11 protein-coding genes are annotated in these 12,209 nt (G+C 57.0%); 7 read left to right on the top strand and 4 right to left on the bottom strand.

Translation table 11 applies throughout. The features are described from left to right. The first annotated feature begins 2 nt into the window (after positions 1-2). The gene (locus AXW11_RS08535) at positions 3-542 is read left to right on the top strand and encodes a YecA/YgfB family protein (RefSeq protein ID WP_041333755.1); all 540 of its coding nucleotides are present in this window, start codon (positions 3-5) and stop codon (positions 540-542) included. Here the strand turns inward: AXW11_RS08535 and AXW11_RS08530 are convergent. Beyond that, positions 539-1,417 carry a PHP domain-containing protein gene (locus tag AXW11_RS08530; RefSeq protein WP_052479452.1) on the bottom strand — a complete coding sequence of 293 codons (879 nt, stop codon included), beginning with the start codon at positions 1,415-1,417 and terminating at the stop codon, positions 539-541. The two genes, AXW11_RS08535 and AXW11_RS08530, sit on opposite strands and share 4 nt — an antisense overlap. A gap of 86 nt (positions 1,418-1,503) precedes the next feature. Here AXW11_RS08530 and AXW11_RS08525 point away from each other — a divergent pair, with 86 nt between their 5' ends. The 3 genes from AXW11_RS08525 to AXW11_RS08515 all read left to right on the top strand — a co-directional run bounded on the left by AXW11_RS08525 (position 1,504) and on the right by AXW11_RS08515 (position 3,076). Then, positions 1,504-1,803 (top strand): YciI family protein, encoded by a 300-nt coding sequence (locus AXW11_RS08525; RefSeq protein WP_007154082.1) that lies wholly within the window; start codon positions 1,504-1,506, stop codon positions 1,801-1,803. Positions 1,804-1,920: 117 nt separating this feature from the next. Continuing rightward, the gene (locus AXW11_RS08520; RefSeq protein WP_036205846.1) at positions 1,921-2,592 is read left to right on the top strand and encodes a TIGR04211 family SH3 domain-containing protein; all 672 of its coding nucleotides are present in this window, start codon (positions 1,921-1,923) and stop codon (positions 2,590-2,592) included. 181 nt (positions 2,593-2,773) lie between these two features. Continuing rightward, on the top strand, positions 2,774-3,076 hold the full coding sequence (locus AXW11_RS08515; RefSeq protein WP_226909933.1) for a PilZ domain-containing protein: 303 nt from the start codon (positions 2,774-2,776) through the stop codon (positions 3,074-3,076). 64 nt (positions 3,077-3,140) lie between these two features. On the opposite strand, the gene rraA is transcribed toward AXW11_RS08515, so the two are convergent. Next, positions 3,141-3,623, bottom strand: coding sequence for a ribonuclease E activity regulator RraA (gene rraA / locus AXW11_RS08510; RefSeq protein ID WP_036205000.1), 483 nt, complete (start codon positions 3,621-3,623; stop codon positions 3,141-3,143). 25 nt (positions 3,624-3,648) lie between these two features. Further along, positions 3,649-6,042 (bottom strand): phosphoenolpyruvate synthase, encoded by a 2,394-nt coding sequence (ppsA, locus tag AXW11_RS08505; protein WP_369810883.1) that lies wholly within the window; start codon positions 6,040-6,042, stop codon positions 3,649-3,651. Positions 6,043-6,195: 153 nt separating this feature from the next. Here ppsA and ppsR point away from each other — a divergent pair, with 153 nt between their 5' ends. Then, a complete protein-coding gene (ppsR, locus tag AXW11_RS08500; RefSeq protein ID WP_007154087.1) occupies positions 6,196-7,011 on the top strand; it encodes a posphoenolpyruvate synthetase regulatory kinase/phosphorylase PpsR in 816 nt (271 codons plus the stop codon). 75 nt (positions 7,012-7,086) lie between these two features. On the opposite strand, the gene AXW11_RS08495 is transcribed toward ppsR, so the two are convergent. Then, on the bottom strand, positions 7,087-10,011 hold the full coding sequence (locus tag AXW11_RS08495; protein ID WP_036204998.1) for an insulinase family protein: 2,925 nt from the start codon (positions 10,009-10,011) through the stop codon (positions 7,087-7,089). A 98-nt stretch (positions 10,012-10,109) separates the two neighbouring features. On the opposite strand from AXW11_RS08495, the gene AXW11_RS08490 reads away from it, so the two are divergent. Together AXW11_RS08490 and AXW11_RS08485 are read left to right on the top strand one after the other, a co-directional pair. After that, positions 10,110-10,631 (top strand): hypothetical protein, encoded by a 522-nt coding sequence (locus tag AXW11_RS08490; RefSeq protein ID WP_227544174.1) that lies wholly within the window; start codon positions 10,110-10,112, stop codon positions 10,629-10,631. Positions 10,632-10,790: 159 nt separating this feature from the next. After that, a complete protein-coding gene (locus AXW11_RS08485; RefSeq protein WP_091644330.1) occupies positions 10,791-12,161 on the top strand; it encodes an MORN repeat-containing protein in 1,371 nt (456 codons plus the stop codon). Positions 12,162-12,209: the final 48 nt, after the last annotated feature.

Genomic DNA, 12,209 nt, shown 5'->3' with positions numbered 1-12,209 from the left:
GAATGCTATCAGATTCGGACATCGAAGCGCTGGAAGACATCCTTTTCGCCGAACCCTGGGGCGACGAAGCCCTGGATTTCTTCGGTTTGCACGGGGTTGTCTGCGCCAGCGTGGTGGGCCCGACATCCTTGAGCACTGAGGACATCTTCAGACTGGCCACGGGCGCTGAACAGGCGCCCAGCGGCCAGGTTCCGGATGCGTTCCGACAAGCCGTTGAACAGCTCGGCAGGGATATGGCACACGCACTGGACATGGGCCAGTCTCTTGAGTTGCCGGAACCTGAAGATGGCGATCCGATGAACGCACTGGAAAACTGGTGTGCCGGGTTCGTGGACACCTTCCTTGAGAATGAGGAAGCCTGGCTGGAGGCCGGAGAGGAAGAAACCGCAGACCTGCTGGTGCCGATGCTTACGCTGTCCGGGCTGTTCGAGGATGAAGACTTCCAGAATGTCCGCAACAGCGAGAAGCTGTCCCGGCAAATGGCGGACGCCATCCCCGACTCGCTGACCGACCTATACCTGCTGTTCCACGCACCGGATTAAACCGCTGCGAAAACCCCTGCCGGTTCTTTGAAATGATGCCAGACAGGCTCAAGCCCGTCTGGCATTTTCATGATGACCCCAAGCTCACACCAAGGCGCACCGGGAAAATGGAAATCGCTGCCCTGGGAGGCAAGCAGGTTTTCCCGGCGACACAATTCCGCCAAAAAGCCCAGATCGCCACTGGACTGCCCCGACGTTGATACCTCGATACTCCGACCACCCGCCTGACGGAAGTCAGCAACGAGCGCTCGCAATTTTGTCGCCGTAAGTTTGTACTTCCTGGGATGGGCCAGCACGGCCACACCTCCAGCCTCGGTAATCCAGCGGACAACCTCCGGCAATTCAGGCCAGAAACCCTTTACATCCCCCGCCTTGCCAGCTCCAAGGTAGCGCTTGAACGCCTGGGCGATATCCTTTACCACCCCCTCTTCCACCAGCACCCTGGCAAAATGAGGCCGACCGGGCACGTCGCCGCCCGCCTTATCCGTTGCCTTCTCGAGCAGGTTTTCAATTTTCAGCTTTGAAAGCTTGTCGGTAATGGTGCGGGCTCGGGACCAACGGTTCGTGTTCTGCCGCTCCAATGCCTGCTTCAGACGGTCGTCATCAACGTCAAAATCAAGCCCGACTACGTGTATGGTGTGACTTTTCCAGAGGCAGGACAGCTCGGTACCGGCGATCAGCGTAAGACCAGCCTCCCGTGCGGCCTCCGATGCTTCTTCAAGCCCGGCGATGGTATCGTGATCTGTTATGGCAAGGTGGGTAACACCTCTGGCGTGCGCACGTGCGACCAATTCCTTCGGTGGCAGCGCGCCGTCGGACGCCGTCGTGTGGCAATGCAGATCAATGCAGAAGTCAGCTTCTTGGGTTATAGTCACATCTTTCCCGATTTCAGAGTAAATACCATCAACGCCAGTTTACCAGCCAGGTATTACACTGTGTCAGTAAATATCCGGAGAATATCATGTATTACGCCATCATCAGCGAAGATGTCGAGAACAGCCTGCCGCTGAGGTCTTCTGCCCGTCCTGCCCACATTGAACGGCTAAAGCTGCTCAGAGACGAAGGCCGCCTTCTGGTCGCGGGTCCCCACCCGGCCCTGGACACACCGGAACCCGGTGACGCAGGGTTCACCGGCAGCCTGGTTGTAGCCGAATTTGATTCATTGGCATCGGCCCAGGCCTGGGCCGATGCCGACCCCTACGTGGATGCCGGTGTGTACCAGAAAGTGATCGTCAAACCCTTCAAGGCTGTACTGCCCTGAGGGCGCACGGTTGCCTGCACCTGGCACCATGAGCTTTTTGTAATGAACTCCACCTTGTATGACCCGGCATCTATGACAAAATTGCGCCTTAAATCGCTGTTCCAGGGAATAAAACCAGTGACGCCTTTACGTCTGATTACCTGCATTATCGTTTTGATGGTGGCTGCAACGTCAACCCACGCCAAAACCGTTTATGTCGATGACACGCTCTACGCTCCGATCCGAAGTGGTGAAGGGACACAGTACCGAATCCTGCACTCAGGAGTCCGGAGCGGAACCTCGCTTGAGCTGCTGGAAACATCGGAATCAGGGTATAGCCGTGTACGCACGCCGGACGGCATCGAAGGCTGGATGGTGTCACGCTATCTCACCGACACTCCTATTGCGCGCCAACGTCTGGAAGCCACCAACCGGCAACTGGAACAAGCCCGCAATGAACTGAATAATCTCAGGACGCAGCTTGAGGAAGTCACAACGGAACGGAACGAACTCAGGAGCTCGGAAGAGTCCCTGGAAGCCCGCGCAGGAAGACTCAGCGAAGAGCTTCGTAATATCAAGGAAGTCGCTTCGGACTCCATCAATCTGAATCGGCGGAATAGCGAGCTTCGCGAAGAGAACCAGAAGCTGCGCAACGACCTGGAAGTGCTCACTGCAGAAAAGGAGCGCCTGGAAGCCAAAAAGGAATCCGATTTCATGCTACTGGGTGCAGCCCTTGTGCTGCTCGGGGTGATTTTGGCCCTTGTTATCCCGCTGCTCAAGCCTTCACGGAAAACGGACAACTGGGCATAGAACACCTCCCCATCGAGGGAGACGTTGGAGGAAGCGCCTCTTCGAAAACCCACATATAGTGTCATTCGGGAAACCTAAATACTAAATATAAGGGCTTCCCGAATTTTTATTCCCATGAATTCTTTGACGCTTCCGCCCTTAGCATTTATAACTAACAAAACAACAACCGCGAGGTGCCGGGATGTCTGAAACCATGAAGGACTATTCAGAAAAACGCGATTTCCACCGCATGACAATGAACTCGGAAATCGAACTCACAGACAGCAATGGCGTCGCGATTCCAGGCATTTGCCGGGATCTCAGCGGCACTGGCATGCAGCTTTACGTAGAAAGGGCGTTTGCCGAAGGGGATGAAATCCACACCCTTCTACCTTCCACCAGCGAGCAATTCCCGCCATTCGAAACGGTCTGCCGCGTGCTTCGCTGTGTTCCTGACGGGGATGGGTTTCTCCTGGGGATGGAGATTGTAAAGGTAAAACGCTGACCGGTGCGGTCAAGGGAAATGTAGCCCGGTAGAGTACGGGGGAACTACCGGGCAAACGGCCGTATCAGTCGATCTTCAGTGGCTTTTCGGAAACCACGATACCGTTGTTATCGGCATAGATGTAATGGCCAGGATGGAAGGTCACGCCTCCGAAGGTGACCGGCACGTCCAGATCACCCACTCCACGCTTCTCGGTCTTGCGCGGATGCGTACCCAGCGCCTGCACTCCCAGGGCTGTCTTTCCAATGACATCTACATCGCGGATACAGCCATAGATCACCAGGCCAGCCCAGCCATTACCCGCCGCTTTCTCGGCCAGCATGTCACCCAGCAGAGCGGCCCGCTTTGATCCGCCACCATCCACAACCATCACACGACCGTTACCCGGCAGGGCAACCTGTTCCTTAACGATGGAATTGTCCTCAAAGCATTTCACCGTCACGATCTCGCCCCCGAAGGCGTCCACGCCACCAAAGTTGCGGAAACCCGGCTCTACCACCAGGATTTCGGGGTAATCGTCACACAGATCAGGGGTTACGATAGGCACGCACGTGCTCCTTTTCTCGAAATGGTCAGTCGATTTTCTCGTCCGCGAGGAAGAACCAGGTATCCAGTACCGAGTCCGGATTCAGGGATACGGAATCGATCCCCTGATCCATCAGCCATTTGGCCAGGTCAGGATGATCCGAGGGCCCCTGGCCGCAGATACCGATGTACTTATTCGCCTTCTTGCAGGCCTGGATAGCACTGCCCAATAACGCCTTGACGGCGTCATTCCGCTCGTCAAACAGGTGGGCAATGATGCCGGAGTCCCTGTCCAGCCCCAGGGTCAACTGGGTCAGGTCGTTAGAACCAATCGAGAAGCCGTCAAAGTGCTCCAGGAACTGCTCGGCCAACAGGGCGTTGGCGGGGAGCTCGCACATCATGATCACGCGCAATCCGTTCTCGCCACGCTTGAGACCATTTTCCGCCAACAGGTTCACCACCTGCTCGGCTTCTCCCACCGTGCGGACAAAAGGCACCATGATCTCAACGTTGGTCAGCCCCATTTCATTACGGACTTTCTTCAACGCCCGGCATTCAAGCTCGAAACAATCACGGAAGGTTTCGGAGATATACCGAGAGGCACCACGGAAGCCCAGCATCGGGTTTTCTTCATCGGGCTCGTAAAGGGTACCGCCGATCAGGTTGGCGTATTCATTGGACTTGAAGTCGGACAGCCGCACAATCACCTTCTTGGGCGCAAAGGCAGCGGCAAGGGTGGATATTCCCTCGACTAGCTTGTCGACGTAGAAGTCCACCGGCGAGCTGTACCCGGAGATCCGTTTCTCCACCGTCTGACGAATATCTCGCGGCAGGCCGTCAAAATTCAGCAGCGCCTTTGGGTGAACGCCAATCATGCGGTTGATGATGAACTCGAGTCTCGCCAGGCCGACACCTTCATTGGGTAGCGCCTGGAAGTCGAAGGCCCGGTCCGGGTTACCCACGTTCATCATGATTTTGAACGGTATGGCGGGCATGGAGTCTACCGTGTTTTCCTTCAGCTCAAAATCGAGGCTGCCCTCGTAGATCATCCCGGTGTCGCCTTCGGCACAGGACACCGTCACTTCCTGGCCGTCTTTCAGAATCTCCGTGGCATCGCCACAGCCCACCACGGCCGGAATACCAAGCTCCCGCGCGATAATGGCAGCATGGCAGGTACGCCCACCGCGGTCGGTTACGATGGCGGACGCCCGCTTCATCACCGGCTCCCAGTCCGGGTCGGTCATATCCGTAACGAGAACATCGCCCGCCTGTACGCGGTCCATCTCCTTGATACTGGTGATGATCTTGACCGGGCCACTGCCAATCTTGTGGCCGATACTGCGGCCCTCCACCAGGATGGTGCCGGTCTCATTGAGCAGATAACGCTCCATCACGTTGGCCGAAGCGCGGCTCTTAACGGTTTCCGGACGGGCCTGCACAATGTAGATACGGCCGTCGTCGCCATCTTTCGCCCATTCAATGTCCATCGGGCGCTGGTAATGCTTTTCGATGATCATGGCCTGCTTGGCCAGTTCTTCCACTTCCGCGTCAGTGATGCAGAAGCGATTACGTTCGTCCTGTTCAACCTTGACCGTTTCCACAAACTGCTCTGCGGCGGGGTCAGTGTGGTAAACCATCTTGATGGCCTTGCTACCCAGGTTGCGGCGCAGAACGGCAGGCTTGCCCGCCGTGAGGGTGGGCTTGTGAACGTAGAATTCATCGGGGTTCACAGCACCCTGCACCACCGTTTCACCCAGGCCGTAGGAGCCGGTGATAAACACGACATCCCGGAAACCGGATTCCGTGTCCAGGGTGAACATAACGCCACTGGCAGCGGTCTCACTGCGCACCATTTTCTGAATGCCAGCAGACAAGGCTACCTGTTTGTGATCAAAACCGTGGTGGACACGATAGGAAATGGCGCGGTCATTGAACAGGGAGGCGAAGACCTCCTTTACTGACGTCCGCACCTGTTCCAGGCCCACAACGTTAAGGAAAGTCTCCTGCTGGCCAGCAAATGACGCATCCGGAAGATCTTCCGCAGTGGCTGACGAACGCACCGCCACCGCGAGGTTGTCGTTGCCGTCACGTAGCTTTGCGTAGGCATCCGCAAGTGGCTTTTCCAGCGCGTCCGGAAATGGCGTATCAAGAATCCACTGGCGAATTTCGGAGCCGACCCGAGCCAACTCGTTCACATCATTGATGTCCAGAGCGTCCAAAGCGTTGTCGATCTTTTCACGAAGACCGTCTTTGGCCAGGAATTCACGGTAGGCGTGAGCGGTTGTAGCAAAGCCACCCGGAACGGTAACACCTGCGTTGGCAAGATTACTGATCATTTCACCGAGGGAGGCATTCTTTCCCCCGACCCGGTCAACGTCTGACATTCCCAGGTGATCAAACCAGATAATGTAATCTTCCAAAGCGTGTCTCCCTTGATTCATTGTAGCAAAGAGCCAAACCGGACAGGTGGAGCTGATTTCAACCCTGCAATTACTGCATTCTCCACTGCGGGCTCTCGAACTTGGCGTGTATGATACTGTAACCTGTGGAATTTACCTAGGGTAGCCGCCAAATACGGAGCCGGACCGCACACCATGAAACGAACCGCTTTCTTTATATCCGATGGCACCGGCCTGACCGCCGAGGCCTTGGGGCACAGCCTTCTGGCACAATTTGAGAAAATTGAGTTTGAACGCATTACGGTGCCATATATTGATGACGCTGACAAAGCCCGGGAGATGGTCAAGCGCATCAATAAAGCGGAGGAAATCGATGGCATGCGGCCGCTGGTTTTCGACACCATCGTTAATAGCGATATCCGCGATGTTATCGCCGGCGCAAACGGTTTCATGGTGGATATCTTCGGTACCTTCCTGAATCCATTGGAACAGGAGCTGCAGTCCTCGTCCTCCTATACCGTTGGCAAATCACACGCCATCAACAACGAAGGCAGCTACGAACGGCGCATCCATGCTGTCAATTTCGCTCTGGATAACGATGACGGCGCCCGCACGCGTCATTACGACGAGGCAGACCTGATTCTCGTCGGCGCCTCTCGCAGCGGCAAGACGCCCACCTGCTTGTATCTGGCCCTGCAATATGGTGTAAAGGCGGCCAACTATCCCATAACCGAGGAAGATCTGGACGACCAGCAAATGCCAGCTGCGCTGCGGCCTCACAAGGAGAAAATTTTTGGGCTGACCATCGAGCCGGAGCGGCTGGCAACCATCCGCAACGAACGCAGACCGAACTCCCGTTATTCATCCATGAAGCAGTGCATGCATGAAATTGAGGAAATTGAGCTGATGTACCGCCGGGAACGAATTCCTTACCTCAACACAACCGCGTATTCCGTGGAGGAAATCTCTACGCGCATCATGGTCAGCACCGGGCTTAAACGGAACCGATAGAGCAGATAACAAAAAGGCCGACGCCCTCTCCCTTAATGAGCGTCGGCCTTCCGTTTTCGGGTGCTTTCAGGTGCCTTATAGCTCCTGAATTTCCAGCCCCAGTTTTTCAGCGGTATCACGATTTTCGAAGCTGGTGACAACCGCTACACTGGCGCTGCCCGGCTTCAACCACTCGCGGGCCACTCGTTTCATATCATCCAGGGTCACCGCCAACACCCGTTCCCGGAAACGCGCACGCTGCTCGGGCGTCCGGCCGAACAGGCGATTGTGGAAAGCATGGCGGGCTGCACCAGCTGGTGACCGTGGGCGATCCAGTTGCCCGATCACGCCGAGAATGGATTCTTCCAGCTCCTGAGGATCGTGCTGCTCGGTCTGCAGCCACTTCAGGGCGTTGTCAAAATCCTCCAACGTCTCGCCCAACCGGGGATCGCGGTATGAAAAGAAACGGAACGTGCCGTTCACGCTGTCCTGGCCAGCTCCACCGCCATAGGCGCCACCCTTTTCACGGATCGCCCGGTGCAAGTAGCCGTTGCGCAGGAAACCACCCAAAACGGTCAGTGCCGCTGCGTCCGGGTGGTCGATTGCAACCGTGCTGTAGGCTTTGGCGCAGAAGTTCACCTGGGTTGACGTTAACCACGCCTGACGCGCCTGATAACTGACGGGCTCAAGCTTCCAGGCTGCTTGCTCTCCCGCACCGGAGTCGCCCCAAACGGTCTTCATTTCCGTCAGCATCGGGTCCAGCTGCTCTTCCTCACCGATCAGCAGGAATTGACGGGACTGGTTCCGAATACGTTCGTGCAGTGCTGCAAGCCGCTCACAGAATCTGTCGAGCTCGGCCGGTTCGCTGAGGGACTTATCCAGCGCCTTGACGCCACGGATAGCTTCCAATCCCCCAAGACGGAACGACAGCCACGCACCCGGGCTGATTCCCTGCGATGCCGCCCCCATGGCCAACGCATGGCCACTGCCTGTAACCGCCTGCTCGCGGCGGGAACGAATCTGGGCAATCAGCTCCCGCACCCGCTCCTTCTCATCAAAGCGGGCGCCATCAAAGACGTCGTTCAGGAGGCGAGTCAACGCTTCGCGGTTTCGAGCCAGCGCCTTGCCATTAAAGACGATATAACCCTCAAGATCCTGAACATCGTCGATTTTTCCCTTGGCGGAGAAGGACGCACTGATGCCACCGGATTCCGCCGAAATACGATCCTGCATCTGCAGGTAATCCAAGTCGCCGCAACCCACTTCCGGAATCAGGGTGGTGTAGTACGGCAGCAACAACAGTTCTTCCTCGGTCAGGTTCGGTACCGGCAGGATCACCTGCTCGTACACCAGACCATTGGTGCCACGGGCATAAATGGTCGCAGGCATGTCGCCGGCGAACCGCGCCTCGGGTTCCGGCAACTGCAGGGGAACGTCGGTCAGGTCAACCTTCGGCAGGATGGAATCGTCGTCTTTCCGTGTCTGCCGTTCTTCCAGGGCCTGGGCGCGCTCGATAATCTGGCGAACCTCTTCGTCAGTCAACGAGGCCTTGCGGCGGGCAAGGGCATCGCGAATTGCCGCCTGGCGACGACTCTCCAGCTTGTCATCCGGGCGCAGCGTGAGGGTAACGCGGTGCGGATTTTCCAGCAGTTTGCGGCGGATCAGGCCGGGCACATACTGAGGATCACGGATTTTTTCCCGCATATCAGCCAGGACCGGCTCCAAATCCAGGAGCTCAACCGGATCGCCGCCATGGACCATCGGCGAAATCGCGGTCATGATCAGTTGCAGGCCATACGGGAAGCTATCGCCGGCAATCTCGCGCTGATGCAATTCCAACTGGTGCAAAATGGCTTCCAGGCGATCCTCACTGACGCCCTCTTCCACTACCTTCGCCAACGTCTGTTCGATCAGCGCTTCAAGGTCGTCCTGCCTCTCCGGGTCACTGCCCTCAATGCCGCAGACAAAGGTCATTTCACGGTTGGAGTCTTCCAGGCCGCACATCGGAGACGGCGAATGACCAATATCGGTGGTTTCCAGCGCCCGCATCAGGGGCGACGCACTGTTTTCCAGAAGAACACTGGCCAGCAGCTGCCCCTCCAGGTTTTCCTGCAGGTCAAAGCTGTGTCCCAGCAACCAGCCCATCACGATATGGGTCTTGTGGCCGGTTTCCTCGCCCTCACTGACGGCGTAACTCTGGTCGACGCGCACCGGCGAGAACATCCGCTTCTCATCACGTACCGGCAGCTCCACATCCAGACGATCAAACCGCTTCAGAGCCAGCTCCTCGAAGCGTTCATGATGCTCGTGAGCTGGAATGTCCCCGTAGGTCGCAAAGATCGCATTGCTGGGATGGTAGTGATGACGGTAGAAGCGCAACAGGTCGTCGTAGCTCAGATCTACAATGTGGTCTGGCTCACCACCACTGTTGTAGTGGTAGGTGGTGGTCGGGAACAGGTGGCTGGACAGGTTCTGCCACAGCTGTGACGTGGGCGCACTCATGGCGCCTTTCATTTCGTTGTAGACCACACCGCGGTAGACCAGGTCGGTGGACGGATCGTCTGGCGTATCGAATTCGAGGCGATGCCCTTCCTGCGCAAAGTCCAGCGGGTCCAGAGAGGAAAAGAACACCGAGTCCAGATAAACCGTCAACAGGTTGTCGAAATCCTTGCGGTTCATGCTGGCGAAGGGATAAGCCGTCCAGTCACTACTGGTAAAGGCATTCATAAAGGTGTTCAGGGACCGGCGAATCATCATGAAAAACGGATCGCGCACCGGAAAACGCTCGCTGCCACACAGCGCCGTATGCTCCAGGATATGAGCAACACCGGTGGAGTCCATGGGAAAGGTTCGCAGGGCCACAAAGAACACGTTTTCGTCGTTATCCGCCGCTAGGTGCAAGTGGCGGGCACCGGTTTTGCGGTGACGGTATTCCTCGACCGTCACGTTCAGCGTGCTGATCCGGTGACTGCGAAGCTTTTCAAAGGCCGGATGGACGGTGTTTTCGATCACTGCAGCCATTCAAACTGTCCTGTCTTTAACTAAATGGGGATTGTAGGGTAACACGTACTTTCTATTATCATGCACTAACCAGAAGCGACAAGGCAGTACCCAACGCCATGACCACCGAACCCCACGAAATCCACACATCGGACGCTTCGCCAAAGTCGGCCAGAACCGCCCACCAGGCCGCTGGCAATCGCCGCGCCATCCACGCTCCGGAGGTGGCCGCCTATTGGGCCGAGCGCCGACGCTACCTGGAACGCATACGCCGCGTTCCGGAAATAAGGCAGCGTTACTGGCGCGCCATCGGTATGTATCTGCTTCGCCGGGTGCTCTGGTCCTTTGGTTTCTTTCCGGTTTTCATCGCGTTCTGGGTGCCTTTTGTACTTTCCAGCTTCAACCCGGTGGTCATGGCGTCCGACCTGATCCCGTTGCTCGAAGGGTTCGTCGACGCCAACCCGGAAATTCAGGCAAACACCCTGAGCACGTTGGTCATCGCCTGGGCATCGATCGGGTTCTTTTTTCTGGTCTTCGATTTTGTGCTAACGCCGTTCAAATCCCCCTACGAATATGAAGCAGACGTCTACATGCGCTCCTGGGAACAGCTCAACCATGACCAGCTTCCGGACAAAGTGTGATTTGTCCTGCATTCTCGTGAACTTCAGTGACTTTGTGTTACATAACATTGCCCCGACTGGGTAAGATGAAGCGGTGCCATCCCTCATACCCGTTGAACAACGACGATGAAACGGGCGAAACATTGGCAGTTACACGAATGCAGAATTGAGAGGTTGTCCATGGTCGATTTCAGACCCCTCCTGTTTGTCAACGCACTGGCACTGATGCTTCTGGTGACGGCAGGCTTTGCGTCTGTCCGCGATGACCTGTCCAGGGGCATGAAACCGGTAGCCACCGCCCCGGACACCGAAGAGACCATTGCCCGTGCGTCCATGGATACCCCAGTGGACGCGCAGCGTTCGGACGAACTTTACCAGCCGAATAGCAGGGAAGACGTAGCCGAAAACGACCTCGAACTGCCCTTGGAAAACGATGCCCTGGCGGCATCCGGAGAGAAGCCAGTCAACGGTTCCGAGACCGCGTCCGACGCCAACCGCATAAACGCAGAGCCTTTTTCCGTTCCCGACCTGCCGGAAGACCCCAAGATGCTGGCGATGGCAGAGCCAGTGTCTGTCATGCCGGAAACGGAGGCTCGGAGCGATGCGCCAGAGCCTCCCACAACCGGGCTGCTGATCCTGCGCTCCAATGTCGTCGGCGACAACGTCACCATCAATGGTAAGAACCACGGGGCCACACGGCTGGATCTGGAATTGGAGCCGGGCAAATACGACATCACCATCCGCAAGGAAGGTTACAAGCCCTGGCAACAGACCGTGGCTATCGCCGCCGGCAATGAGAAAACCCTGGTGGGCAAACTGGAGGCCTATACGAGGGTGGAGTACCGGGACGGTACCTGGGTTGGCGGCATCAAAACCGGCGATGGCACCTACGAAGACGCCGACGGACTCAGGTATGAGGGGCACTTCGTGGACGGCGAATTTGACGGCAAGGGCACCGCCTGGCTCCCGGACGGCAGCCGCTATGAAGGCGACTGGGAAAAAGGCCAGCGTCATGGCGAAGGCACCTGGCGTGACGCGGATGACACCCGCTACACCGGCCAGTTCCGCAATGACCAGTTTGACGGCCAGGGCACGCTCACCATGGCCAATGGCGACATTCTCACCGGACAATGGTCAGGCGGCAGGCTCAACGGGCATGGCTCGCTCACCACCTCGGACGGCATGCTCTATGTCGGTGGCTTCAAGGATGACGAATTCCATGGTGAAGGCACTCTTACCTACCCCGACGGGCGCCACTACGAAGGGGAATTCTCCAACGGCGAGTTCCACGGGAACGGCAAGGAAGTCTTCGCTGATGGAAAAAAATACGAAGGCCAGTATATTGAAGGCTCGTTCCACGGCAAAGGGCTGCTACTGAACCCCAATGGCAGTTCGATTGAAGCGACCTTCCGGTACGGCGAACCCTATGGACAGGTACGCCTGACAACGGCAGCCGGGGAGGTATTTACTGCCCGGACCAAGGAACCCGGTGTTTGTTATCGGGAGAAAAGCTACCGGGCCACCCAGTGCCCGACACTTGAAGGCTGGTAAACGCCGGCCCGATAATGAACACACACGCTGTAAAGGTTGAGGTTGTGA

Source organism: Marinobacter sp. Hex_13 (assembly GCF_001566815.1).
GTDB classification, from domain to species: Bacteria; Pseudomonadota; Gammaproteobacteria; order Pseudomonadales; family Oleiphilaceae; genus Marinobacter; species Marinobacter salarius.
This window is presented reverse-complemented; position numbering and strand designations above follow the sequence as displayed.

Coding starts and splice junctions, on each gene's coding strand:
- AXW11_RS08535 (WP_041333755.1), top strand. CDS start 3: ATGCTATCAGATTCGGACATCGAAGCGCTGGAAGACATCCTTTTCGCC.
- AXW11_RS08525 (WP_007154082.1), top strand. CDS start 1,504: ATGTATTACGCCATCATCAGCGAAGATGTCGAGAACAGCCTGCCGCTG.
- AXW11_RS08515 (WP_226909933.1), top strand. CDS start 2,774: ATGTCTGAAACCATGAAGGACTATTCAGAAAAACGCGATTTCCACCGC.
- ppsA (WP_369810883.1), bottom strand. CDS start 6,042: ATGAATCAAGGGAGACACGCTTTGGAAGATTACATTATCTGGTTTGAT.
- ppsR (WP_007154087.1), top strand. CDS start 6,196: ATGAAACGAACCGCTTTCTTTATATCCGATGGCACCGGCCTGACCGCC.
- AXW11_RS08495 (WP_036204998.1), bottom strand. CDS start 10,011: ATGGCTGCAGTGATCGAAAACACCGTCCATCCGGCCTTTGAAAAGCTT.
- AXW11_RS08490 (WP_227544174.1), top strand. CDS start 10,110: ATGACCACCGAACCCCACGAAATCCACACATCGGACGCTTCGCCAAAG.
- AXW11_RS08485 (WP_091644330.1), top strand. CDS start 10,791: ATGGTCGATTTCAGACCCCTCCTGTTTGTCAACGCACTGGCACTGATG.